Genomic DNA, 24,841 nt, shown 5'->3' with positions numbered 1-24,841 from the left:
CTAAACATTATATTTTTTTAACATTAAGGAGTTAAGAGTCATTAAGTAATAAAAAAATGTTCCACCATTTATACTTATATGAACTTATTGAAAAAAACTATAGAACAGCAAACTTCTATGAATTATATGGTTTAAAAAAGTGGTATTAATATTTGTAACTTTGTAGTATCAATAATTACAAATACAATGAAACTCAACATCCAAGATACTTTCAACAAAGAATTACCCGCCGACCCAATTACAGAAAACTATGTCAGACAGGTTGAAAATGCTTGTTTTTCATTTATAACACCAACAAAAACAGCAAATCCTCAAATCATCCACGTTTCACCGGAAATGCTGGAAAATTTAGGATTAGCAACATCTGATGCAAAAACTGACGAATTCAAAAACGTTTTCACCGGAAACGAAATTTTGCCTGATACACAGCCTTACGCCATGTGCTACGGTGGACATCAATTTGGAAACTGGGCAGGACAACTCGGTGATGGTCGCGCCATTAATCTAACCGAAATCGTACATAACAAGCAACGTTGGGCAATCCAACTCAAAGGATCCGGAAAAACGCCTTATTCCAGAACCGCCGATGGATTAGCCGTTTTGCGTTCTTCCATCCGGGAATATTTATGCAGCGAAGCTATGTTTCATCTTGGCGTTCCTACTACCCGAGCTTTATCTTTAGCCTTATCGGGTGACGAAGTTTTAAGGGACGTACTTTATAATGGAAATCCCGCTTACGAAAAAGGAGCTATCGTAAGCCGGATTGCGCCTAGCTTTTTGCGTTTTGGAAATTACCAAATCCTCGCTGTTCGCAATGACATTGAAACACTAAAAACACTGGTTGATTATACCGTAAAGCATTTTTATCCCGAATTAGGTGTGCCTTCCAAAGAAAGCTATCTCCAATTTTTCAAAAAAGTAGCCGAAAACAGCCTGGAAATGGTTATTCACTGGCAACGTGTGGGCTTTGTACACGGAGTGATGAATACTGATAATATGTCAATCTTAGGACTAACCATTGATTATGGTCCTTACGGCTGGCTCGAAGGCTATGATTATGGCTGGACACCCAACACAACCGATTCTCAACACAAACGTTACCGTTATGGAAACCAACCTAATATAGTCCTTTGGAATTTATACCAACTCGCGAATGCCTTATTTCCATTAATCGAAGAAACAGCAGGATTAGAAAAAATTCTAGCTGATTTTGGTACTAATTTCGAAAGCAAATATTTAAATATGATGTGCTCTAAAATTGGTCTTCTCACCGAAAACGAAAGCGATCAAAAACTCATTCAGGAATTAGAAAACAATTTGCATTTAAGCGAAACGGATATGACCATTTTCTTTAGAAACCTAAGTCGTTTTTCAAAAGAAAATCCGGGACAAGGCATCACGATTATTCAGGATGCTTTTTATGGTTCCATCGAACAATTGCCTGAAATAACTGAAGCATGGAATAAATGGTTCGATAAATACAGTATTCGTTTGCAATTAGAAAAAGAAACAGATTCAGAACGTGCCGAAAAAATGAATACTATCAATCCAAAATATGTATTGCGAAATTACATGGCGCAACTAGCCATCGATGCTGCCGACAAAGGCGATTACAACCTGATTGATGAACTTTTCAACTTACTTAAAAACCCTTACTCTGAACAAAAAGACCAAAAAAAATGGTTCGCTAAACGTCCCGAATGGGCAAGAAACAAAGTAGGTTGTTCTATGCTGTCGTGTAGTTCTTAATTTCCGATTACAAACTATTAAATCTTAAAAGTACAGTGAAAGCTGTACTTTTTTATTTTGTAAGAAATCTTTTTTTATATTTGATTAAAGAATTAAACAAGAATGAGACTTTCTGACGTTTTAAAGACATTAGCAATAATTTGGTTTACAGAAACATTAATATCCTGTATACTATATTTCATAATAGAGATATTTACACAACATATTAATATTTGGCCAATACTTTTACTAAAAACATTTCATGCTTTCTACTATTATTGGCTGTTATTAATAATTTATTATTGCAGAGAAAAAGAATTTACTGTTAAATTCTTCTGTTATACTAATACTATAATTTTCATTTCAATATCAATTATAATTAGTTTGATTTTAAAAAATATGTCTGATTTATTTTTTGAATATACTTTCATATGTAATTTATCAGGTATACTATTAGCACCCTATTTACTACAAAGAATAAATACAAAATTACCTGAGCATCTTAGAATTTACTAAAAAAAATAAAAAATGATTAAAATTATATCAGCTTCACTTGGTAGCTTAATTCTATTAGTTCTAGCTTACTTGGTTTTTATGTATTTCTTTATGAAACCAGCAGAACCTATTATGGAATATCAATTTCCTAATATGACATATGAACAATTAGAAACTAAGATTTCAAAATTAAAATCAACTGAATTAAGAGGAGTTTTTAAGTTAAATAGCAAACAACAAAAAGGAGATAAACAATTTGACACAAGAATTGTTGTTTTAGGAAAAGATTCGTTACGATTTTGGTTCATAACAAATAGTGATCCAGATTACAAATTCAAAACAGAAGAACGTCATTCAAAAAGCAGTATACCTTGGCTTGAATTTATTGGAGTTACCACTTCAGAATCGCAACTTTTTGACATAAACTACAAAAATAAAGAGGAACATCCTGAACTCATACAATTATTTGAAGATGAGTTTATCAAAAAAATAAACAACGGAAAAGTTAATGTTATAGAACGTGATTTTTGGGATTCTTTATAATTTTTTGAAAAAATCAGCTATTTTAAAGAGTACTTTTAAAACACAAAATTCCGCAACCGTCTCCTGACTTTTCGTAATCGTGTTTTTATAGACAGTTATACATTTTATTCAAATCAACTTTTATTAGACTAATTTGATATAATAAATTGGGATTTCATAGCTTTGTACTATTCTTATAGTATTATAAAAACAATATGGAGTACAGCGTATTAATAGTTCCCGGATTAGGCGATTCGACAACAGGACATTGGCAAGACAATTGGTTACATTATTTCCCAAATGCAAAAAAAGTGGTTCAAGACAATTGGAATCAACCGCAATTACAGGATTGGTTAAGCAATCTGGATGCAACGATCAAAAGTATAGAAACACCCATTATTATTGTGGCTCACAGTCTGGCGGTTTCGTTAGTGGCTCATTGGTCACAACAAAATGATACCAGAAAAATTATAGGTGCTTTACTGGTGGCTCCCGCCGATGTAGAATCATCAGAACATACACCTGAGGAAATTTGGAACTTTGCTCCTATTCCTTTAGACAAATTAAAGTATCCATCTATCGTAATCACCAGCTCTAACGACCCTTACATTTCGACAGAAAGAGCCGAATTTTTAGCTCAAAAATGGGGAAGTCTGTTTTACAATGTTGGCCCAAAAGGACATTTGAATCTGGATTCACAACTGGGACTTTGGGAAGAAGGACAAGAAATATTACAAACTTTACTACAGCTAATTACTGAAAATAAGAATTAAACGAAAGCCTCATCCGGTGCTTTTTTATTACTATAACGTTTTCTAAAAACACTACATAAAATCATTTTCTAACATTCATAAATAAAATTGTTAAAACACAGCTATCTTCCAAAAAAAATTGCTCTCTAAAATAATTCTGAAAATGAATTTAAAAAACTAAAAGTACTGGAAAAATTAAAAGACGCTAACTTAGACATCAAATTCCATCAAATCACTAATAGCAATGACTCGATAAGTATCAATTAAAAAAAATTAGTGTGTAATTTACATTTATAAAATCCATCTATTTTCTCCATAAAGAAACCAAAACCTCATTTTGAGCTGTTATTCCTAATACAATTGCAATCAAACAATTATAAAAATCATTTGTCTTACGGCAAAATAAAAATTACATTTGCAAAAGTTTATTAACTTTTACACTCAAAATGAAACCTAACACTCAACAATTAAACGATTTAATTATCCAAGTAAGAAGAGACATCCTTCGAATGGTTCACGCTGTTAATTCAGGTCACCCGGGAGGTTCTCTAGGCTGTACTGAATTTTTGGTAGCCTTATATCAAAACATAATGGACCGCAAAGAAGGTTGGGACATGAACGGTATTGGTGAAGATTTATTCTTCTTATCAAACGGACACATCTCTCCTGTTTTTTATAGTGTTCTGGCAAGAAGCGGTTATTTTCCAGTTTCTGAATTGGCAACTTTCCGTTTATTAAATTCAAGATTGCAAGGACACCCAACTACTCACGACAACTTGCCGGGAGTACGTATTGCATCTGGGTCTCTAGGTCAAGGATTATCAGTAGCAATTGGAGCAGCGCAAGCTAAAAAACTAAACAACGACAAGCATATCGTTTACACACTTCACGGTGATGGTGAATTACAGGAAGGTCAAAACTGGGAAGCTATCATGTATGCTTCTGCTAAAGGAGTAGATAACTTAATTGCAACTGTTGACCTTAACGGAAAACAAATTGACGGTACTACTGACGAAGTTTTAGCAATGGGAAGTCTTCGTGCTAAATTTGAAGCTTTTGATTGGGAAGTGGTTGAAATCACTAAAGGAAATGATGTTGAAGCTATCATTGGAGGAATGGCTGAAGCAAAAGCAAGAACTGGAAAAGGGAAACCAGTTTGTGTATTACTACACACTGAAATGGGTAATGGAGTTGATTACATGATGTACAGTCATGCTTGGCATGGTAAAGCACCTAACGATGCTCAACTTGAAAACGCTTTAGGACAAAATTATAATACTGGAGGCAATTCAGATTATTGAATTTCAGATTAGAGATTGCTTCGCCTGTTCGCCTTTCAGGCTCGGGTAACGATTTCTGATTTTAGATTTTAAAACTTAGCATCTTAGAGTCTTAGAGGCTCAGTAACTCAAAAAAAACAAATGAAAAAATATATAAATACAGGAAGTAAAGATACCCGTTCAGGTTTTGGAGTGGGAATGACTGAATTAGGTCAGAAAAATGAAAATGTAGTAGCACTTTGTGCGGATTTAATTGGATCATTAAAATTTGATGATTTCAAGAAAAATCACCCGGAGCGTTTTTTCCAAATTGGTATTGCTGAAGCAAACATGATTGGAATTGCTGCTGGATTAACTATTGGTGGAAAAATTCCTTTTACAGGAACTTTCGCTAACTTTTCTACAGGAAGAGTGTATGACCAAATTCGTCAATCGGTTGCTTACTCTGATAAAAACGTAAAAATCTGTGCTTCTCACGCCGGATTAACTTTAGGAGAAGATGGAGCAACTCACCAAATCCTTGAAGATATCGGATTGATGAAAATGTTACCAGGAATGACTGTAATCAACACTTGTGACCACAACCAAACTAAAGCGGCTACAATTGCTCTTGCTGATCACCATGGTCCTGCTTACTTGCGTTTTGGGCGTCCGGTTGTACCTAACTTCACTCCTGCTGACGAACCTTTCATCATTGGAAAAGCAATCCTATTAAACGAAGGTACTGATGTAACTATTGTTGCTACAGGTCACTTAGTTTGGGAAGCTTTAATTGCTGCTGAGAAATTAGAAGAAAAAGGAATTTCTGCTGAAGTAATCAATATCCACACGATTAAACCATTAGATGCAGAAGCTATTTTGAAATCGGTAGCTAAAACTAAATGTATCGTTACAGCTGAAGAGCACAACTACCTTGGTGGTCTTGGAGAAAGTATTGCAGGTGTATTAGCTGTAAACAATCCTACCCCACAAGAATTTGTAGCTGTTAGAGATAGTTTTGGTGAATCTGGAACTCCTGAGCAATTAATGGAAAAATACAAATTAAACAATCAAGCTATTGTTGAAGCTGTAGAAAGAGTTATTGCTAGAAAATAATTCGATTCTAAAATATATTAAAAATCCCATCTTGTTCTAAACGAGATGGGATTTTTGTTTTGAAGAAGCATTTTAATTTTAAGGAATAGCTTTTAAAACATATAAGCCATATAAGCCTTTGTTTATCTAGTTTCTTGCTTCTGTTTTATTAATTAGATCCATAAGTTAAAGTCGTTGGAATCATTAAACTACAAAAGAGATAAGTTTAAACCTAAAACTTATATGACTTATATTTTTATTGCGCATAAAGCAAAGACTGCATCACTTCAAAAGAAATACTTTCGTCTTCATTGACAAAATATTTCAACAGCACTTCTCCCCACATTTTGCCATCACTATAATCAGCAATAATCCAGCGATGGTTTAGGACTTTTACTTTGTTAATTACAAATTTATTTGCCCCTATCTGATCTTGTCCCACATAAGGATTTCCTTTTGGATTGGCATTAAAATCCATCAATTTTTCCTTTAATACAGGAATCAATTTTTCGTAAGGAATTGTTTTATTGGCTATAGCCGAATCAAAATAATTCTGGGCATTCTCATTTTTTTCTAAAGAAAAATAATTGGCATCATTTAACTTTGTGGTAATCGAATTCAAACTATCCTTCAACTTTTTTGTGGTTTTCTCGTATCTGTTCTGCTCAAATTCTACTTCTTTACTTAAAAACATATAGGTAAAAACATTAATCAATACCAGCAAAATAAAGGCGTAGAGCGTGAATGACTTTTTCATTGTAAAAATATTATAGGGTGATTTCTAAATTATCATAAGCTAGGAATACATTCTCAGGAAGTTTTTGTTGTACTTCTTCATGAAATCCTAAAACATGGCTGATATGAGTCAGATATGCTTTTTCCGGTTTTACTACGGCAATAAAATCCAAAGCCTCCTGTAAATTAAAGTGCGAAAAATGATGTTCTTCACGCAATGCATTAACCACTAAAACTTTCAGATTTTTAAGCTTTTCGATTTCGACATCCTCAATAGTTTTCACATCGGTTAAATAGGCAAAATCATCTATCCGATAACCAAAAACCTGAAGATCGCCATGCATGACATCAACAGGAATAGCTATTTTATTCCCTAATGGAAACGGAACATCATTAACCACTTCTATCGTTTTTACCGAAGGAGCTCCCGGGTATTTATTCACCGTTTCAAAAACATAACCAAAACGACTTCGCATATCATCCAGAACTCTCTGATGCGCATAAATAGGCATCTCGCCCTGCCTGAAATTAAAAGGTCTTATATCGTCTAAACCGGCGGTATGATCGGCATGTTCATGGGTAAAAACAATCCCATCTACTTTCTTACAGTTGGAAGTTAACATCTGCTGCCTAAAATCAGGACCACAATCAATAACAAACGAATAATCATCCCAGCGTATCAAAACCGAAACGCGAAGTCTTTTATCCTTACTGTCCGTACTTTTACATACGGGATGATCGCTCCCTATAACCGGAATGCCCTGAGAAGTACCTGTACCTAAAAAATATATCTTCAAATCTTATTTTTTTCACAAAAATAGGATTATTTCCCTTTTATTAGGCTAGCTATTTAATTAACTTTGTAACATCAGGCAAATACATAAAATTAAACTAAAAAATGGGTAGCGAAATAAAACTAAAAGGTGACAGAGTCATTGCACAAGTCCCTTCAATTAAAGACAAGGCACTACGTATCAATTTAAACGAAAATATTTATGGAACATTTGCTGAGATAGGCGCAGGACAAGAAACAGTAAGACATTTTTTTAGAGCAGGTGGTTCTTCGGGAACCATTGCAAAAGCCATGTCAGCATACGATAAAGATTTTAGTGATGCCGTTTACGGTGTCGAAAAAGACGGCCGTTATGTTACTGAAAACCGACTGAAGAAAATGCTCTCGCACGAAGTTGACTTAATTGAAAAACGATTAAGCAGAGAGAAACACCCCAACAAAATGTTTTTTAGTTATGCCAATACGGTAGCTACAATTGACTTCGCTAAACAATTTAAAGGACACGGATGGGTAGGTATCAGTTACCAAATTGACCCTAACGAAGATTACAACGAAATTATACTTCATATCCGTTTTAAAGAAACGGATGCCAAACTCCAACAGGAAACCCTTGGAATTCTGGGCGTAAACTTAATTTACGGTGCTTTTTACAAGTACAACGATCCTAAAAAACTATTACGCTATCTATACGATCACCTGGACAAAGACCAACTGGAGATTGACACCATCAATTTCTCAGGTCCCCGTTTTGCTGATGTAGACAACCGTTTAATCAGTTTGCAATTAGTTAAAAACGGAATGACCGATGCTGTAATGTTCAACCCAAAAGGAAAAAACATTCTTCCTGCCACTATTTTATACAAGAAAAATATTCTTGCGCTAAGAGGAAGTTTCCGTCCGGTTACTAAGGTAAACATGGACATGTACGAGAAATCGATGCGCATGTTTATTGAAGAAAACAAAGTTGACAAAGAAAACACCTTGGTTATTTTCGAAATCACCTTATCTAACTTGCGTTCGGATGGTGAAATTGACGAAAGAGATTTCATGGATCGCGCCGAGCTGCTTTGCTCATTGGGACAAACGGTAATGATTTCTAATTTCCAGGAATACTATAAAGTAGTAGAATATTTTGCTAATTATACTAAAGCTCGAATGGGACTTGCCATGGGGGTTAACAACCTGGTTGATATTTTTGACGAAAAGTACTATCGTCACCTAAGTGGTGGAATCCTGGAAGCTTTTGGTAAATTATTCTTTAGAGACATGAAGGTTTTATTGTACCCAATGTTAGACGAAAATGGAGAAATCACTACTTCTGAAAACTTAAAAGTACATCCACGAATGAAAGAATTGTACAAATTCTTTAAATTCAACGGAAAAGTAATTGACATTAAAGATTACAATCCAGAAAACCTAAAAGTATTTTCACGTGAAGTCCTTAAAATGATCAACCATGGAATACCAGGCTGGGAACCAATGCTTCCTGAAGGAGTTTCTGAAATCATCAAAAAACAACGTCTTTTTGGTTACGATCCAAACAAGACTTTAGCCGAATAAAAAAGTAAAACTTTTATAAAAAAACGCCACAAAGAAAATTCTCTTGTGGCGTTTTTAGCTTATTTAAATATCAGAAAAAACTCAGTATATTAAAAAGTTATATATTTGAAATAAAAATATAGAAAAACACTCTTTTTTAAAACTAAAGTAAATGAAATTTGAAATTCCCTTTGACAAAAACATTCATAAAGAACAAAATAAATTAAGTTTTGATTTAGCTTGGAGTAAAAATTTAAAAAGAAGAAGAGAAAATCTAATTTTAGGAATTATACTTATTACACTTGGAATTTTAATTATAATTGGTCAAAATAATATTGGAGTCATTTTTATTGGCATGGGTATTCTTTCCCTTATGTTTTGCTACAGAGCTAATGATTATTACATTAAAAACAAAAAAACCTATTTTGACATAATAAATACTGAAGCTGAAGAATGTCTACTAGCGGCTGATAATGAAATATGGGAATTTCAAGAAGATTATTTCCGTTACAAAAATTACAAACAAGATTCTACACTAAAATGGAATGCTTTTTCCAGTTTAAAAAAAATAGATGAAACAATATTTCTTGATACTAATATTGGAATCCGTTTTATATTATCTAAAAAAGAAGTGGGAAGTGAAAAGTTTGAGCAAATAATAACTTTTCTAGAAAATAAAATCAAACAGTAATATTTATTTCAATCAAATAATTCCTTATAAAAACCAAATGAATTTTCCACTTGTTATTCACCAAAAACCAACAATACTAGAAATATTTTTTATTACAATCATACTTGCAATTACTTTCATCCCTTTCGCTTATGGAATAAAAACTAAGCAACCTGTATTTTGTCTTAGTATGATTGTGGGGATTATTTGCCTTAAATTATACAATATAGCTACAAAAGGCAAGTTCACTCTTCCAAAAATCATTCAAAAAACAATATCAATCAGTTTTTCCCAAGACAACATTGAAATTAACGAAAATCAAAATAGCACGGTGCACAATTGGAGTGATTTACAGGAAATTGAAATTGACATATTTGCTTACAGAGGTAGAGTTTATGGCCATGACGAAAATCATCACAGTAAGAGCTATGACGGAATTGAAAATACAATAAAATTCATCAAAAATGGGCAAAAATTTAAATATCGATTTTATATCGAAAACGTTGATCAATTCAAATCATTAAAAGAACAATTTCACAAAACAATATTACCTCAATTAGAACAATACCAAAATCTAAAAGAAGTAGGCTATTTAAAATCTCAATTAAATTTCGCCAGAAATTATAACAGCCTTAACAACGATGTAGATTATTTATAAATGTTCCTTTAATAATTTTTGAAATAAATATCCTATTTTTGAAAATAATCAAACACTGATATTTATTAGACAAAGCATTGATAAGTATGACTTTATCAGATCTATATACAAGTTAGCGGTAATATTGCCAAAAAGAATGATTTACATTACAATAAAAGAGAATTAAATGATACTTAAACATTCTTCATTTTTAAAGCCAAAAAATCAAAATCAAAAAATTTGGAGATATGTTGACTTTACAAAATTTATAGATTTGCTCAATTCGCAATCTTTATACTTTACAAGAGTTGATAAATTTGAAGATATTTTTGAAGGTTCTGTACCATTAAAAACATTTAAATCGAGAAAAGTTGCAATTCAACAAGAAATTATAAATGGTGAAGTAGTAGATAATTTTGAAGATGTCCAAAAATATAGTGACTTTAAAAAAAAAAGCAGACAAGATTTTGGTGTAAATTGTTGGCATATGAATGATTATGAATCAGCAGCAATGTGGAAATTATATTTGAAGTCTAATGAAGGAATAGTAATCCAATCTAGTTTTAAAAAATTAAATAAAGTTCTAAAATGTTCACAATTTGAATTCTTCATTGGAACTGTAAAGTATATTGATTATGAAAATGATGATATAATATTTGAAAATGGATTTGCACCTTTCGTTCATAAAAGAAAAAGTTTTTCTCACGAAAATGAACTTAGAGCAATTATACCTGTTGAAGCTCCAGCAAATACTAAAGATATTGACTTACAAAATGGAGGTTGTAAAATTAAAATAAATCTAGATGATTTAGTTGAAAATATTTTTGTTTCTCCAGATTCACCAAAATGGTTTTCGGATTTAGTTTCTGAAACTTGTGTAAAATTTGGATTTGATTTTAATGTTATTAATTCTTCTTTAGACAATGAACCTATTTACTAAAAAACACTACCGCTAACACACGTTTTGCAAAATTGGGGTTTTAGTGGTTTTGTATTTGGGATGATTTAGCAAATCCGAAGAATGGCTTAATTTAATCCCAGCTGGTGCGCGAATCCTTTCGCATACCTATTCAACAACAAAAAACGCCACAAAAGAATTTCTTTGTGGCGTTTTTGTTTATTTTAAAATTTGAGCGGCATGCTCTTTTGTTTTAACATTTTCAATGACTTCATCAATGATTCCGTTTTCATCGATTACAAAAGTAGTTCTGTGAATGCCATCATATTCGCGTCCCATGAACTTTTTAGGTCCCCAAACACCAAATGCCTCAATAACTTCTTTATCTTCGTCTGCCAATAAAGGAAAAGGAAATTCATATTTATCTTTGAATTTGGCTTGCGCTTTTGCCGAATCGGCACTTACACCTAACAAGGCGTAATTATTAGCCTGAAAACGCTCGAAATTATCTCTTAAATCACAGGCTTCGGCGGTACAACCCGGCGTGCTGGCTTTTGGATAAAAGAAAACCACTAATTTTTTTCCTTTATAATCTTCTAATTGATGTGGCTTTCCGTCTTGGTCTACGCCAAAAAAATCGGGAGCCTTATCGCCTTTTTTTAATGTTGTCATAATTTTTGAGTTATGAGTTGTTAGTTATGAGTTTTGGAGCGTAAAAATTAATTATTTAAAATTGACATTGTCATTGATTTTTTGCCATTGCAATTGAAATTCCTTTTCTTTACAATCCAAAATTAAACTAAAATGACCAAACAAGAACGGGTAACATTTGTTATAAATACGTTAAAAGAACTTTATCCTACCATCCCGATTCCGCTAGACCATAAAGACCCTTATACGCTGTTAATTGCTGTTCTACTTTCGGCACAATGCACCGATGTGAGAGTCAACCAAATTACGCCTTTGCTTTTTGCTAAAGCCGATAATCCGTATGATATGGTAAAAATGTCGGTGGAAGAAATCAAGGAGATTATTCGTCCTTGTGGCTTATCGCCAATGAAGTCTAAAGGAATTCACGGCTTATCACAAATTCTAATCGAAAAACACAATGGTCAGGTTCCGCAGAGTTTTGAAGCTTTGGAAGAACTACCTGCCGTGGGACATAAAACCGCCAGTGTAGTGATGTCACAAGCCTTTGGCGTACCTGCTTTTCCGGTAGACACCCACATTCATCGACTGATGTATCGTTGGAATTTAACCAATGGAAAAAATGTGGTCCAAACCGAAAAAGATGCCAAACGTATATTTCCTGAAGAACTATGGAATGATTTGCATCTGCAAATTATTTGGTACGGACGTGAATATTCGCCGGCTCGTGGCTTGGACTTAGAGAAAGATATTATTACGAGAACTATTGGACGAAAAAAGGACTTAAACGGCTATAAAAAGTAAATCTCACTAAATTCCTAAACCGATTAGTGAGATTTACCAAAACAGCTATTACTAGCTTAATTAATTTGTAATAATTTCAAAACTTTTATCATCTATTTTAATTAGATGCAATGCTTTTGAATAATTCAAAAGAAAAGAAACGACTTCTTTTTTAGGTTTCATCTTTGTAGTAACTAGATTTTTCTTAGAGTAAATTTTCGCCATATACTATTTCTATTTTGTTTGTTAGAATAGAACGTGACTATTATTTAATTATTGTCTAATTGGTTAAAATAATTTGGTGTTTGTCAATTACTTTTCTCAAGTTCATCAAAGCATAACGCATTCTACCTAGAGAAGTATTAATACTTACTCCTGTGAGTTCTGAAATTTCTTTAAAACTCATGTCTTTGTACATTCGCATAATCAAAACTTCTTTCTGGTCTTCTGGAAGTTCTTCAATTAGTTTCTGAATGTCTAATTCTACCTGATCTGCAATTAACTGATTTTCGATAGTCAGTGCATCATCAGTCATAATGGAAAAAACCGAAAACTCTTCGGTTTCCCGATACATCGGCATTTTTTTGTTTTTTCTAAAATAATCAATAACAAGATTATGAGCTATGCGCATCACCCAAGGAAGAAATTTGCCTTCCTCGTTATAGGAATTCGATTTTAAGGTTTTAATTACTTTGATAAAAGTGTCCTGAAATATATCATTAGATACATCTCTATCGGATACTTTTGAATATATAAAACCATAAATTTTAGATTCGTGTCTTTTGATTAAAGTAGCTAAGGCTTCTTCGTTACCTGCCACATAATCCTGTACCAACAAGGCGTCTGGAATTTCAATATTAGCTATCATAGTAATACTTTTTAGTATGAGTTAAATTGGGGAATTTTCTAAAAAGTAGTTTTATACTATAGGCGCTTCTATTTTTAAAGATGAATGATTCTTCAAATTTAACGAATAATTGTCTTGTACGGCAAATAAAAAACAGAAAAATTATGCAAAAACAATTATTTACAAAAAAATAAGCGTTTTTCGATTATTGCAAATACTCCAATTTCATAGTTATTTATGACTTGCCGGAGTTCTTTTCTCAGCTGGAAAATGATTACTTTTGTAAAAATCCAATATTTTTTATGCAAGTTGACTTTTCTAAAATAGATCCCAAAAAAAATATAATAATCAAAGGAGCTCAGGTACACAATTTAAAAAACCTGGATGTCGTAATTCCGCGCAATAAATTAGTGGTGATTACAGGACTTTCGGGCTCTGGGAAATCCAGTTTAGCATTTGATACTTTGTATGCCGAAGGCCAACGCCGTTATGTAGAAAGTTTATCTTCTTATGCGAGACAATTCCTGGGACGATTGGATAAACCAAAAGTAGAATACATTAAAGGAATTGCTCCTGCAATTGCCATTGAACAAAAAGTCAATACAACAAATGCCCGTTCTACCGTAGGAACTTCGACCGAGATTTACGATTACATGAAATTATTGTATGCCCGAATAGGAAGAACGTTTTCTCCGGTTTCAGGGCGTGAAGTAAAAAAAAATACAGTTTCGGATGTTATCAGCGATGTGAAAAATCTGGAGCTCAACAGCAAATGGTTGCTTCTTGCCCCTATCCATCTCGAAGAAGGGAGACAGCTGGAAAACAAATTAAAAGTATTGCTTCAACAGGGTTTTTCCAGAATATTAGTCAATAATGAAACGGTACGTCTGGATGAATTCTCGACTTCGCTCGAAGTGACAGAAAAACATAGTTTTGACCATAAAGACATTCTGCTGATTGTTGACCGAATTGTAGTCAAAGACGAAGAGGAATTCTATAACCGTCTTGCCGATGCGGTGCAAACCGCCTTTTACGAAGGCAAAGGAATCTGTTATTTACAGGAATTAAATTCAGAAAAGCGATTCGAATATTCGAATAATTTCGAAATGGACGGAATTACGTTCTTAGAACCTAATCTTCATTTGTTTAGTTTCAACAATCCTTATGGTGCCTGCCCTAGCTGCGAAGGTTACGGAAACATCATCGGGATTGACGCCGAACTTGTAGTTCCTAATACGAGTTTATCGATTTACGAAAATGCTATTTTCCCTTGGCGTGGCGAAAGCATGAGCTGGTTTCGAGACGAATTAGTCAACAATGCTTACAAATTTGATTTCCCTATACACAAACCGTATTTTCAATTAACGGAAGAACAAAAAGAATTAATTTGGACCGGAAACTCCTATTTTCAAGGTCTGAATGATTTTTTCAAAGAACTGGAAGAGAAAAATTATAAGATACAAAATCGGGTGATGCTATCGCGTTACCGGGGAAAAACCAAATGTCAGACCTGCAAAGGAAAACGCCTGCGTGTAGAAGCTTCTTACGTTAAAATAAATAACAAAACCGTTTCTGACTTAGTCGATTTACCTATTAAACATTTAGTTGATTTCTTTAAAAATTTAGATTTAGACCAATACGAAAAACAAATTGCCAAAAGATTATTAGTCGAAATCAATAATCGTTTGTCCTTTTTAACCGAAGTTGGTTTAGATTACTTAACATTGAATCGAAATTCGTCGACACTTTCCGGAGGAGAATCGCAGCGAATTAACCTGGCTACTTCGCTTGGAAGTAGTTTAGTAGGTTCAATGTATATTTTGGACGAACCTAGTATCGGTTTGCACCCAAAAGACAGCGAACGTTTGATAAAAGTATTGTTGTCCCTACGTGATTTAGGAAATACCGTAATTGTTGTGGAGCATGATGAAGACATCATGAAAGCCGCCGATATGATTATCGACATCGGTCCTGAAGCGGGAACTTTTGGAGGGGAATTAGTTGCTCAAGGCAATTTTGAAGAAATCCTTCGTTCGACTTCGCTCACTGCACAATACCTCAATGGCGATTTAGAAATTGCTGTTCCTAAAAGACGTCGTACTTTTAAAAATCACATCGAAATAAAAGGTGCCAGAGAAAACAATCTTCAAAACATTGATGTTACGTTTCCACTGGATGTGCTTACCGTAATTACCGGAGTTTCCGGAAGTGGAAAAAGTACGCTAATCAAGAAAATCCTGTTTCCTGCTATGCAAAAGAAGCTGGATAACGCAGGAGAAAAAGCAGGTCAGTTTACCGAAATATCAGGCTCTTTTTCGCAAATAAAACATATCGAATACGTGGATCAAAATCCGATAGGCCGAAGCTCTCGTTCTAATCCGGTAACTTACATTAAAGCCTATGATGAGATCAGAGACATATTTGCCAAAGAAAAACTATCAAAGATAAGAGGCTATCAGGCCAAACATTTTTCTTTTAACGTAGATGGCGGTCGTTGTGAAACCTGCAGTGGCGAAGGAACCATTAATGTAGAAATGGTCTTTATGGCCGATGTACAATTGCCATGCGAAACCTGTAATGGAAAACGCTTTAAAAAAGAAGTGCTCGAAGTGGCTTTTGAAGGCAAAAACATCAATGACATTTTAACAATGACCATCGATGATGCCGTACAGTTTTTTGAAACCAACAAGCAAAATAAGATTACCCAAAAACTAAAACCATTACAAGATGTTGGTCTGGGTTATGTACAATTAGGACAATCTTCTTCTACCCTTTCCGGTGGTGAAGCGCAACGTATCAAACTGGCTTCTTTTCTTGTAAAAGGTGCCTCCAAAGAAAAAGCCTTATTTGTTTTTGACGAACCTACGACAGGTTTGCATTTTCATGATATCAAGAAACTATTGGCTTCTTTTGATGCCCTGATAGAAAAAGGACATTCTTTGTTGGTTATAGAACACAATCTCGACCTGATTAAATGTGCCGATTGGATTATTGATTTAGGTCCGGAGGGAGGCGAAAACGGAGGGCAATTATTAGCAGTAGGTACACCCGAAGAAATTGTAAAAAACAAAAAATCAATCACCGCTAAATACCTGAAGGAAAAGCTATAAAACAAAAACTCCGTCCCGATAGCTATCGGGACGGAGTTTTTATTATTTCAAAATCAACTACTAACCGTAACATTTTTCCTCAAAAGGATTTCCGTCTTCATCGATAGCAATTATAATTTTTCTTTCTTTTTTAGCTTCTAAACATTTATAAGCCCAAGGAATAGACCACAAACCAAAAGTAGCACAGGAAATCCAAAAATTCAAACGATGATTTACCTTTGCAGGCTTTTTAGACAAAACTACAAAAGGTAATTTATCATTAACTTCTTCAACCACAAATCCTTTCTTAATCTTTTGAGCTAAAACGCCGGATAATTTTAAATTTTCATTTTTAATAAGCGAGATGTTTTTCATAATTTGAGGGTATTAATGAAAAAATTGATATTTTATTAATAAAAATAAACTTACCACAAATTTAATACCACAAATCTACATTTACAATACCCACTTTCGGTGATTAACAATTTCGAAAACAAGAATAACTATGGAGTTTATCTTACTATATTAAGCTTTTTCAACAAATTATCGATAACCTCGTTAATTTGAATCGAAATAACAAACTTATAATTCAAATACACATAAGCGATACTCACTAAAATCGATTTTAAAATAATACCGATAATCGGATTTAAAGGAAACTGCCAAAAATAAAACAACACAAATAAAATAAAAGTAAGCCCTATAGAATAAAGCGTTTGATTGGTAAACGGATACAGGTGCAATCTTTTTACAACAAACATTAATTTAGCTAAACTATACAATGTGATTGACAATAAAGTGGCAAATGCAGATCCTATAATGCCATACATTGGAATAAAAATCATGTTTAACACCACAGTAAGAAGAACCAAAACAACACCCAAGAACAAAACAGCCCTGTAATATTTTGTATTGAATATGATGGCATTATTATTCCCTAAAATCAAATCAAAATACTTCGATAATCCTATCATAAAAACAACCAAAATTCCTCCTCCATATTCTTTCGGAATCATTTCATACAACTGACTGATATTTACAAAAATACACAGCATGACATAACCACCCACAATTTGCAAATTAATTGAGGTCTTTTTATACAAATCATTCAACTCATCATGCTTTTCTTCATGCATCAGTTTTGCCGTTATGGGGTACACAATTTGATGCATGGCTCTACTGGGAACCGAAATCACCAAAGCGATATAAGTTGCAACTGAATAATAGGCAATATTTTCGATTTTGATATATTGATTCAGCATCAGCTTATCAATATCTAACAACAAAGTTGCCACACCTCCTGACAAAATGATGAAAAAGGTATACACCAAAATATCCTTTGAATTATGAGGAACGGAAAGTTGAAAATTAGGTTTCTTTAGATAAAAAGCATAAAACATCGTAGCCAAAAAAGCTATAAAGTAAATTACTGCGGTTACATAAATAAAGTCAATAGCACTAATCCAGTTGTAATACACCCCAACCAAAGCTATTAACGAAAATAATCGTAAACCTACTTCTTTAATAAAATTCCCAAAAACCGAATGCATTTGTACTCTGGCCCAGGCATAAAATATTTCGAAATAAGCCATGCATAAACCAATGAATGGGATTAACCATAAAAAATCTTTAACAATAGGATTTACCTTTGACAAATAAGCTGAAATATCATTGTAAAAAATTAAACAAATCAACAACAACGGAATGGATAACAACATAGGAACTAAAACAGCAAAAGACAAAAACTGATCTTCTTCCTTATCATTCCTGCATTGGGAAAAAAACTTAACCAATGTATTTTGCATTCCAAAAGCCAATAAAGGCATTATTATAGCTGCTGCCGAAAGAATATAATTATTTAAGGCATAATAAGTAGCTCCTAAAAAAAAGGGATATAAATAAATGGTGTTTACCGCCCCAATCCCAAAACCTATGTAAGTAAGTATTGTATTTTTTAATGACTGATTTAATACAAGTCCCATTTATGAGTATGAAGTTAAAGGTTAGAATTTAGAAGTTGTACCAGTTGCTCAGTCAAATTTTTTCTTGAATATCTTTGTAATCCTATACCATGAGATTGCAATTTCCCTTCGAGGTATTGATTATAAAAGTCCAAAATTAACTTTTTAAGCTTTACTTTTTCAGAATAATCAAAAAATACTCCGGTATTGGTATTGGTAATAATTTCTGCAAAATCAGAACCGTTAGGTCCAATAGCGATAATTGGTCTATTGGAAACCATATATTCAAACAATTTGCCGGGAATTATACTCTTAGTTTCTTCTGAATCAATTTCGATAAGTAATAAAACCTGCGATTTTCTTTGATGCGCTATTGCTTCTGCATGGGAAACATAACCTAAGTTATTCAAATAGCCATTCAAACCGAACTCTGCAATAGAATCTAAGACTTCCTGACTTACTGCACCAATTAATTTAATTTCTAAATGGGATTTAAAATCAGGAATTTCAGCTACTAATTCGACTATGGATTCCCATAGTAACTTTGGATTTCTAGCCGAAAGAAAAGAACCGATATGCGCCAGAGAAAATTTAGAATCCAATGTTTGTTTCTCTACTTTTTCTACATCAAAACCATTTGTGATTACAGCAATAGGCTTTGTGGTAAGCGCCTGAAATTCGGTTTTTGTGGTTTTACTGGTAACAATAATGGTATCGGCCGTATTCAAAACCTGGGACTCTAATTCTTTGTGTTTTTGAGCCGCAGTATCTGACAAACGCAAGGATTTATGATAGCCTATGGTTGTCCAGGGATCTCTAAAATCGGCAAACCATTTTACATTTAATTTCTGTTTTAATTCCAGCCCAATAAGGTGTAAACTATGCGGTGGTCCCGAAGTAACAATGGTATCAATATTATTTTCAGCAATGTATTTCTCTAAGTAAGCAACGGAAGGTTTCACCCAAAAAAAACGGGCATCGGGAATAAATAAATTCCCGCGAATCCATAGAAAAACTTTATCCAAAAAGGATTGTTTTTTTTGATTGGGAATAATCCCCGAATTCATCTTCTTGGTTTTATTTTTCGATAAAAAGGAAGCCAATTGATAAGGTTCAAATATCTTCTGTTTTAGAATAATCGCCTTATCTGAAACTTCTTTTACTAAGTTTTCGTCAACAATAGGATAAGTAGGATTCTCAGGAATATAAACTATAGGCTGAACGCCAAAATCAGGCAAATATTTTACAAATTTAAGCCAACGCTGAACTCCTGGTCCTCCCGCAGGTGGCCAATAATAAGTGATGATAAGGACTTTTTTTTGTTCCAATTTACTTTTTTAAAAATGACAGAAAGAGAAAATTGTTATTCAACAATCTTAAATCCTTTTTTTCGCTCGTAATAAATTCCTCCCACTAACAACAATAACATTCCTACACCACTAATAAGTGTAATTGTACTACCTGTTTTAATAACTTCTGGTTCAAATTTAAATTCTACTGCATGAATGCCTCCAGGAAGTACCATTGCTCTTAAAACATAATCTACCGGAAAATGATCGGTTTTTACACCATCAACATAAGCATTCCAACCTTTCTCATAATAAATCTCAGAAAAAACAGCTACGCCTTCGCTTTTACTATTCGAAATATATTTGATATAATTAGGCTTATACATTCGCAACTGAATCGTTCCTGTTGTATCTAAATTGTGTTTTAAAGAGGCGTTTTTAAATTTATCGCCATGTAACTGCGCGTTAAACACAGCAACTTTCTTGGTGTTTAAATGATCTAATGCTTTCATTTCGGCATTGGCATTATTAACCAATTTCACATCGTTTACAAACCAGGCATTTCCATTAGCATCCGGGTTAGAAGTTGGGAACTCTTTACCGTCTTTATCCGTTTGAATAACATATTTAACATTCAACATATTCAATATTTCCAAATTGTTTTTGGCAATCTGGTAATCAAATAACTGTTGCATTCTGCGAGGTTTAACGGCACTATAACCTCCAATTGATTTATGGAAATAAGAAGCTCTCGCACTGGAGAAATTTCCGTTTACTTCAAAAACACGATAATGTGTAGTATCTCTCAATATCTGGGCATCAGCAGCTGTTTGCTGAAAAGGAACCTCAACTTCAATCTTACTGACAAAATCCTTAGCCGAAACGTATTTTTTATCTACAAAAAACAAATCGGCAACCATAAATAGACCTACCAAAATGATAGCTGTATTTTGGGCAATTTTATCTTTAATAAGCATCCACAAAACACCCGCAGTCAAAACGATTAAAAAAGCAGAACGCAATAAATCGGCACTGTACAAGGTTCTTCTGTCACTTTTAAGCGCATCAACAAAGCTAGGCCCGTAACTTTCGGTATAATAACTATCACCGGCACCTGAGAAACTAAACATGCTTTTGCATAAAAACAAAATCACAATAGTTCCTAAACCAATAGCCGCTGTTTGCCACAATCCTTCCCATTGTTTGCTTTTATCAGCCTTAAAAAAGGATTGCAGTCCCATTACCGCTAAAACAGGAAAACACAATTCTAATATGACCTGAATAGAAGAAACGGCTCTAAACTTATTGTACATGGGTATATGGTCAATAAAGAAATCCGTTAATGCCGGAAAGTTTTTCCCCCATGAAAGCACTAAAGCAACAACTGCTCCCGAAAGAAATACATATTTAATTTTTCTGTCGTCAATAATTAAAGCTAAAATCCCTAAAAAGAAAACCACCACACCAATGTAGGCCGGAGCAGCCACAATAGGTTGGTCTCCCCAATAAGTTGGCATTCCGCTGACAAAATCAGCAGCTTGTCCGGCAGGAACACCCTGGCTAATCATAAAATCATACATGCTGCTGTCAGTCCCTAAAGCTTCGTGGTTTGAACCACCAAAAAGTCTTGGTGCAATCAAATTAAAACTCTCGGTAATACCATAGCTGTATTCCGTTATATAATCACGAGTCATAGCACTGGTATCGGTACTATTAGAACCATCAGGATTAAAAGTCAATTCGCTTTTTCCACGGGTACTGAAATTAGCATATTCGGCTGTAGCCAATAAATTAGTGGCATTGGCTCCTATTGCAAAAATCCCTGCAATAGCTAAAACTCCCAGAGAAGTCAATAATGCTTTGATTTCTTTGTTTTTAACATCCAAATAGATAAAATAAGCAGAAAGAATCAACAGGAAAATCAACAAATAATAGGTCATTTGAAAGTGATTGGCATTAATTTCTAATGCTGTTGCTATCATTGTCAGCAAACCACCCACAACATATTTCTTCCTGTAAACCAATATAAAACCGGCTATTACCAATGGCATATAAGCTATAGCATGGGCTTTGGCATTGTGACCAACGCCTAAAATAATGATAAGATAAGTGGAAAACCCAAAGGCAACGGCTCCAAAAAACGCTTTTAAAGGATCGGTTTTTAGAACTAAAAGCAAACCATAAAATCCTAAGAAGTATAAAAATAAATAATCAGCAGGACGAGGTAAAAATCGTAAAACATCATCTACTGCCCCCACAAAATCATTAGGATACTTGGCCCCTAACTGATAAGTAGGCATCCCCCCAAAAGCTGAATTTGTCCAATAAGGTTCGATGTGTTCGGCGGCTCTGAAATCATTTTGTTCTTTCGCCATACCCGTATATTGGGCAATATCCGATTGAAAAATTTGTTTTCTTTGAAGTACCGGGTAAAAATAAATTAGTGAAACTAATACAAAACCTAGAATGGCAATAGCGTGCGGGTATAACCTATTTATTATTTTCAATTTTCGGGAATTTTATTAAAATTTGGATTACTTGTGGGGCAAATTTAATCTATTTCTTCGTAATCCACATAATCTCCTACTTTTTTGGTTTCTCGCGGTTTTTTTACGTTTTGAGTATTATAAATAGAGGTTTCACCTTCACGGGTATTTTGCCATGAATCCTGATATTGACGCTGTTGTTGCTGATGCAAATTCTCACCAGCTTTTTCCACTACCTTTTTAACCAATACCGGCAAAAACAATTTTGCCAAAAATCTAAAAATATAATAGAAAGATATAATGATAAATAATGTTCTTATAAATCCTGTAAAAGAAGCTTCCTGCATAATCAAAATATTTTTTAGCAAAATTAACAAATACTGGATTCAAAAACAGATTATCATTCTTAAATAAATAATAAAATATAGTACATTTGGAAAGCCTATTACTTTTAAAATCCAAACATCATGTCTCAATTCAAATATTTATTAGTTTTAGCCTTAAGTATGTTTGCCAAAGAAATTTACGCACAACATACCGATGAGATTAATTCTAACAGACCCGGAGAAACCATGTCGGCTTATGCCGTTGGAAAATCAGTGATTCAAGTAGAAACGGGCGTTTACGGCATTAACGAAAACCACCGTTTATTAGGTTATGACGCTAACGGATATGGATTAGATTTGAATTTGCGTTATGGTTTTTTAATGGAAAAACTGGAAGCAATTGCCGACATCCAATACCAAAAAGAAGATTTCACACTGCCTCTTGACCAATACAGCAAATCGGCATTAAAACAAACGGTTCTGGGAGCCAAATACCTCATCTACGACCCTTATAAAAATTACGAAAAAAAAATCAATGTATATAGCTGGAAAGCCAATCATTCTTTCAACTGGCACCAATTAATTCCTGCTGTTTCTGTTTTTGCAGGGGCTAATTTTACAATGAAAAACAATCCTTATGCCTTTTCTCCGGAAGCCATGATTTCGCCAAAAGCGATGATAATCACACAAAACCACTTAGGAGATGGTTCCTGGGTTTTTGTAACCAATATCATTGCCGATTACATTGCAACCGATTATCCCAGTTATGGCTACATCATTACTTTAACCAAAGGTTTTAGCCGAAAATGGTCTGGTTTTATAGAAAACCAAGGATATAAAAGCGATTTTTACAGCGATGCCATCATGCGTGGCGGAGCCGCTTTTTCACTAAACAAAAACATGCAGATAGACGCTTCTGTCAGCCACAATCTAAAAGACACTCCTAGCATTTTCTATGGAGGTGTTGGTTTTTCATGGCGATATGACACCAATTACAAAGAAGTCCGAATCAATCTGGACGACGCTCCTTCCCAACCCAGATCGGTTCGAAAAGCTGCCAAAAGAGATCAAAAACGAAAAGACGCAATAGAATAAAGACACAAAACGATGATTACAGTACAAGAAGTAAAGACAAAAAAAGAACTGACCGAATATATTAAATTCCCTTTTTCCTTATACAAAGACAATGAATTCTGGGTTCCGCCATTGATTGCTGACGAATTAGAAAGTTTTGACAAAACTAAAAATCCGGCTTTTGAAAATGCCGAAGCCTATTTTTATCTGGCCTACAAAGACGGAAAAATTGCAGGTAGAATTACAGCCATCATCAATTGGGCAGAAGTAAACGACCAGCATAAGAAAAAAGTGCGTTTTGGCTGGTTTGACGTTATCAACGACATCAATGTAACCGAAGCTCTACTGGAAAAAGTATACGAATTAGGCCGAAAAAACAACTTAGAATATGTTGAAGGTCCAATGGGGTTTTCAAATCTGGACAAAGTGGGGGTTTTAACCGAAGGTTTTGACCAACTGGGAACCATGATTACCTGGTACAACCATCCGTATTATGCCTCTCATTTTGAACAACTGGGGTATGTGGTAGAAAAAGAATATATCGAAAGTAAATTCCCTTTTTCAAATGTACAGCCCGAGTTTTTCCAAAAAGCAAATGAATTGGTAAAAAAGAGATATCAATTAACTCCTTTGAACTTTAAATCTACAAAAGAAGTGATGCCTTATGTAGATAAAATGTTTGACTTATTTAATGAATCCTATTCGAAGTTATCTTCGTTTGTAGCTATCTCCGATGTACAAAAAGAATATTTCAAAAAGAAATACATCAGTTTCATCAATCCGGAATACATTAAATTCATTGAAGACAAAGACAAAAACATCATCGCTTTTGGAATTGTAATGCCATCTTTTTCCAGAGCCTTGCAAAAAGCCAATGGAAAGTTATTCCCTTTTGGAATATTTCATTTATTGAAAGCTAAAAAACAAAGTAAAGATTTAATTTTCTACCTTATTGGTGTACATCCTGAATACCAAAACAAGGCAGTAACTGCAGTAATTTTTAACGAATACTACGAGACTTTTAAAGCAAAAGGAATTGAAAACTGTATCAGAACCCCTGAATTAATAGATAACGTGGCTATTCACAACATTTGGAAACATTTTGACCCAAAAGTACATTGTCGCAGAAAAACATTCAAAAAAGAACTTTAAAAAAAGTAGTCAGTTCCCGATAACTATCGGGACAGTTATAAGTGAGCAGTAAAAAAATGAGAC

The 24,841-nt window shown here is 33.9% G+C and carries 23 protein-coding genes; 13 read left to right on the top strand and 10 right to left on the bottom strand.

Annotated elements, in window-relative coordinates:
- The first annotated feature begins 186 nt into the window (after positions 1 to 186).
- The 5 genes from EOD40_RS17290 (at position 187) to EOD40_RS17270 (ending at position 5,872) form a co-directional block, all read left to right on the top strand.
- Positions 187 to 1,749, top strand: a complete 1,563-nt coding sequence (locus EOD40_RS17290; protein ID WP_128197688.1) for a protein adenylyltransferase SelO — start codon at positions 187 to 189, stop codon at positions 1,747 to 1,749.
- Between the two features lie 507 nt (positions 1,750 to 2,256).
- Entirely contained in the window at positions 2,257 to 2,766 is a 510-nt protein-coding gene (locus tag EOD40_RS17285) for a hypothetical protein (protein WP_128197686.1), read from the top strand.
- 194 nt (positions 2,767 to 2,960) lie between these two features.
- The gene (locus tag EOD40_RS17280; protein WP_128197684.1) at positions 2,961 to 3,518 is read left to right on the top strand and encodes an RBBP9/YdeN family alpha/beta hydrolase; all 558 of its coding nucleotides are present in this window, start codon (positions 2,961 to 2,963) and stop codon (positions 3,516 to 3,518) included.
- Between the two features lie 425 nt (positions 3,519 to 3,943).
- Complete coding sequence (locus EOD40_RS17275; protein WP_128197682.1) at positions 3,944 to 4,798, top strand: transketolase; 855 nt, start codon at positions 3,944 to 3,946, stop codon at positions 4,796 to 4,798.
- Between the two features lie 120 nt (positions 4,799 to 4,918).
- Positions 4,919 to 5,872 carry a transketolase family protein gene (locus EOD40_RS17270; protein ID WP_128197680.1) on the top strand — a complete coding sequence of 318 codons (954 nt, stop codon included), beginning with the start codon at positions 4,919 to 4,921 and terminating at the stop codon, positions 5,870 to 5,872.
- 235 nt (positions 5,873 to 6,107) lie between these two features.
- On the opposite strand, the gene EOD40_RS17265 is transcribed toward EOD40_RS17270, so the two are convergent.
- The gene (locus EOD40_RS17265) at positions 6,108 to 6,608 is read right to left on the bottom strand and encodes a hypothetical protein (RefSeq protein ID WP_128197678.1); all 501 of its coding nucleotides are present in this window, start codon (positions 6,606 to 6,608) and stop codon (positions 6,108 to 6,110) included.
- Between the two features lie 10 nt (positions 6,609 to 6,618).
- Entirely contained in the window at positions 6,619 to 7,383 is a 765-nt protein-coding gene (locus EOD40_RS17260; RefSeq protein WP_128197677.1) for an MBL fold metallo-hydrolase, read from the bottom strand.
- Positions 7,384 to 7,484: 101 nt separating this feature from the next.
- On the opposite strand from EOD40_RS17260, the gene EOD40_RS17255 reads away from it, so the two are divergent.
- From EOD40_RS17255 to EOD40_RS17240, 4 genes are all read left to right on the top strand, one after another.
- Entirely contained in the window at positions 7,485 to 8,939 is a 1,455-nt protein-coding gene (locus EOD40_RS17255) for a TonB-dependent receptor (RefSeq protein WP_128197675.1), read from the top strand.
- 151 nt (positions 8,940 to 9,090) lie between these two features.
- Entirely contained in the window at positions 9,091 to 9,609 is a 519-nt protein-coding gene (locus tag EOD40_RS17250; RefSeq protein WP_128197674.1) for a YcxB family protein, read from the top strand.
- 37 nt (positions 9,610 to 9,646) lie between these two features.
- Positions 9,647 to 10,246, top strand: coding sequence for a hypothetical protein (locus tag EOD40_RS17245; protein ID WP_128197672.1), 600 nt, complete (start codon positions 9,647 to 9,649; stop codon positions 10,244 to 10,246).
- 166 nt (positions 10,247 to 10,412) lie between these two features.
- Entirely contained in the window at positions 10,413 to 11,165 is a 753-nt protein-coding gene (locus tag EOD40_RS17240; RefSeq protein ID WP_128197670.1) for a DUF2971 domain-containing protein, read from the top strand.
- 177 nt (positions 11,166 to 11,342) lie between these two features.
- On the opposite strand, the gene bcp is transcribed toward EOD40_RS17240, so the two are convergent.
- Positions 11,343 to 11,795 (bottom strand): thioredoxin-dependent thiol peroxidase, encoded by a 453-nt coding sequence (gene bcp / locus EOD40_RS17235; protein WP_128197668.1) that lies wholly within the window; start codon positions 11,793 to 11,795, stop codon positions 11,343 to 11,345.
- Between the two features lie 132 nt (positions 11,796 to 11,927).
- Between bcp and EOD40_RS17230 the strand changes: the two genes are divergently transcribed.
- Positions 11,928 to 12,575, top strand: coding sequence for an endonuclease III domain-containing protein (locus EOD40_RS17230; RefSeq protein WP_128197667.1), 648 nt, complete (start codon positions 11,928 to 11,930; stop codon positions 12,573 to 12,575).
- A gap of 60 nt (positions 12,576 to 12,635) precedes the next feature.
- Here EOD40_RS17230 and EOD40_RS18015 read toward each other — a convergent pair whose 3' ends face one another.
- Positions 12,636 to 12,779 carry a hypothetical protein gene (locus EOD40_RS18015; protein WP_164905506.1) on the bottom strand — a complete coding sequence of 48 codons (144 nt, stop codon included), beginning with the start codon at positions 12,777 to 12,779 and terminating at the stop codon, positions 12,636 to 12,638.
- Between the two features lie 55 nt (positions 12,780 to 12,834).
- Positions 12,835 to 13,419 (bottom strand): RNA polymerase sigma factor, encoded by a 585-nt coding sequence (locus EOD40_RS17225; RefSeq protein WP_128197715.1) that lies wholly within the window; start codon positions 13,417 to 13,419, stop codon positions 12,835 to 12,837.
- Between the two features lie 284 nt (positions 13,420 to 13,703).
- Here EOD40_RS17225 and uvrA point away from each other — a divergent pair, with 284 nt between their 5' ends.
- Positions 13,704 to 16,511 carry an excinuclease ABC subunit UvrA gene (uvrA, locus tag EOD40_RS17220; protein ID WP_128197665.1) on the top strand — a complete coding sequence of 936 codons (2,808 nt, stop codon included), beginning with the start codon at positions 13,704 to 13,706 and terminating at the stop codon, positions 16,509 to 16,511.
- Between the two features lie 60 nt (positions 16,512 to 16,571).
- Here the strand turns inward: uvrA and EOD40_RS17215 are convergent, their stop codons facing one another.
- The 5 genes from EOD40_RS17215 to EOD40_RS17195 all read right to left on the bottom strand — a co-directional run bounded on the left by EOD40_RS17215 (position 16,572) and on the right by EOD40_RS17195 (position 22,573).
- Positions 16,572 to 16,865 carry a hypothetical protein gene (locus EOD40_RS17215; protein WP_128197663.1) on the bottom strand — a complete coding sequence of 98 codons (294 nt, stop codon included), beginning with the start codon at positions 16,863 to 16,865 and terminating at the stop codon, positions 16,572 to 16,574.
- Between the two features lie 137 nt (positions 16,866 to 17,002).
- Positions 17,003 to 18,472: a lipopolysaccharide biosynthesis protein gene (locus EOD40_RS17210; protein WP_128197661.1), complete on the bottom strand. Its 1,470-nt coding sequence runs from the start codon at positions 18,470 to 18,472 to the stop codon at positions 17,003 to 17,005.
- Positions 18,473 to 18,486: 14 nt separating this feature from the next.
- Positions 18,487 to 19,779, bottom strand: a complete 1,293-nt coding sequence (locus tag EOD40_RS17205; protein WP_128197660.1) for a glycosyltransferase family 4 protein — start codon at positions 19,777 to 19,779, stop codon at positions 18,487 to 18,489.
- Between the two features lie 35 nt (positions 19,780 to 19,814).
- Complete coding sequence (locus EOD40_RS17200) at positions 19,815 to 22,247, bottom strand: YfhO family protein (RefSeq protein WP_128197658.1); 2,433 nt, start codon at positions 22,245 to 22,247, stop codon at positions 19,815 to 19,817.
- 44 nt (positions 22,248 to 22,291) lie between these two features.
- Positions 22,292 to 22,573 (bottom strand): DUF4834 family protein, encoded by a 282-nt coding sequence (locus EOD40_RS17195; RefSeq protein ID WP_128197656.1) that lies wholly within the window; start codon positions 22,571 to 22,573, stop codon positions 22,292 to 22,294.
- Between the two features lie 120 nt (positions 22,574 to 22,693).
- Here EOD40_RS17195 and EOD40_RS17190 point away from each other — a divergent pair, with 120 nt between their 5' ends.
- Both EOD40_RS17190 and EOD40_RS17185 read left to right on the top strand, forming a co-directional pair.
- Positions 22,694 to 23,647 (top strand): transporter, encoded by a 954-nt coding sequence (locus tag EOD40_RS17190; protein ID WP_128197655.1) that lies wholly within the window; start codon positions 22,694 to 22,696, stop codon positions 23,645 to 23,647.
- A 12-nt stretch (positions 23,648 to 23,659) separates the two neighbouring features.
- A complete protein-coding gene (locus tag EOD40_RS17185) occupies positions 23,660 to 24,778 on the top strand; it encodes a GTP cyclohydrolase (protein WP_128197653.1) in 1,119 nt (372 codons plus the stop codon).
- Positions 24,779 to 24,841: the final 63 nt, after the last annotated feature.

Source organism: Flavobacterium sufflavum, from assembly GCF_004016525.1.
Taxonomy (GTDB): Bacteria; Bacteroidota; Bacteroidia; order Flavobacteriales; family Flavobacteriaceae; genus Flavobacterium; species Flavobacterium sufflavum.
The sequence above is the reverse complement of the archived record's forward strand: the minus strand, read 5'-3'. Positions and strand labels throughout refer to the sequence as shown.

What these genes read in the sequence shown, in the direction of transcription:
- EOD40_RS17190 (WP_128197655.1), top strand. Translation starts at nt 22,694, where the DNA reads ATGTCTCAATTCAAATATTTATTAGTTTTAGCCTTAAGTATGTTTGCC.
- EOD40_RS17290 (WP_128197688.1), top strand. Translation starts at nt 187, where the DNA reads ATGAAACTCAACATCCAAGATACTTTCAACAAAGAATTACCCGCCGAC.
- bcp (WP_128197668.1), bottom strand. Translation starts at nt 11,795, where the DNA reads ATGACAACATTAAAAAAAGGCGATAAGGCTCCCGATTTTTTTGGCGTA.
- EOD40_RS17255 (WP_128197675.1), top strand. Translation starts at nt 7,485, where the DNA reads ATGGGTAGCGAAATAAAACTAAAAGGTGACAGAGTCATTGCACAAGTC.
- EOD40_RS17230 (WP_128197667.1), top strand. Translation starts at nt 11,928, where the DNA reads ATGACCAAACAAGAACGGGTAACATTTGTTATAAATACGTTAAAAGAA.
- EOD40_RS17195 (WP_128197656.1), bottom strand. Translation starts at nt 22,573, where the DNA reads ATGCAGGAAGCTTCTTTTACAGGATTTATAAGAACATTATTTATCATT.
- EOD40_RS17185 (WP_128197653.1), top strand. Translation starts at nt 23,660, where the DNA reads ATGATTACAGTACAAGAAGTAAAGACAAAAAAAGAACTGACCGAATAT.
- EOD40_RS17245 (WP_128197672.1), top strand. Translation starts at nt 9,647, where the DNA reads ATGAATTTTCCACTTGTTATTCACCAAAAACCAACAATACTAGAAATA.
- EOD40_RS17250 (WP_128197674.1), top strand. Translation starts at nt 9,091, where the DNA reads ATGAAATTTGAAATTCCCTTTGACAAAAACATTCATAAAGAACAAAAT.
- EOD40_RS17240 (WP_128197670.1), top strand. Translation starts at nt 10,413, where the DNA reads ATGATACTTAAACATTCTTCATTTTTAAAGCCAAAAAATCAAAATCAA.
- EOD40_RS17265 (WP_128197678.1), bottom strand. Translation starts at nt 6,608, where the DNA reads ATGAAAAAGTCATTCACGCTCTACGCCTTTATTTTGCTGGTATTGATT.
- EOD40_RS17280 (WP_128197684.1), top strand. Translation starts at nt 2,961, where the DNA reads ATGGAGTACAGCGTATTAATAGTTCCCGGATTAGGCGATTCGACAACA.
- uvrA (WP_128197665.1), top strand. Translation starts at nt 13,704, where the DNA reads ATGCAAGTTGACTTTTCTAAAATAGATCCCAAAAAAAATATAATAATC.
- EOD40_RS17210 (WP_128197661.1), bottom strand. Translation starts at nt 18,472, where the DNA reads ATGGGACTTGTATTAAATCAGTCATTAAAAAATACAATACTTACTTAC.
- EOD40_RS17275 (WP_128197682.1), top strand. Translation starts at nt 3,944, where the DNA reads ATGAAACCTAACACTCAACAATTAAACGATTTAATTATCCAAGTAAGA.
- EOD40_RS17270 (WP_128197680.1), top strand. Translation starts at nt 4,919, where the DNA reads ATGAAAAAATATATAAATACAGGAAGTAAAGATACCCGTTCAGGTTTT.
- EOD40_RS17285 (WP_128197686.1), top strand. Translation starts at nt 2,257, where the DNA reads ATGATTAAAATTATATCAGCTTCACTTGGTAGCTTAATTCTATTAGTT.
- EOD40_RS18015 (WP_164905506.1), bottom strand. Translation starts at nt 12,779, where the DNA reads ATGGCGAAAATTTACTCTAAGAAAAATCTAGTTACTACAAAGATGAAA.
- EOD40_RS17215 (WP_128197663.1), bottom strand. Translation starts at nt 16,865, where the DNA reads ATGAAAAACATCTCGCTTATTAAAAATGAAAATTTAAAATTATCCGGC.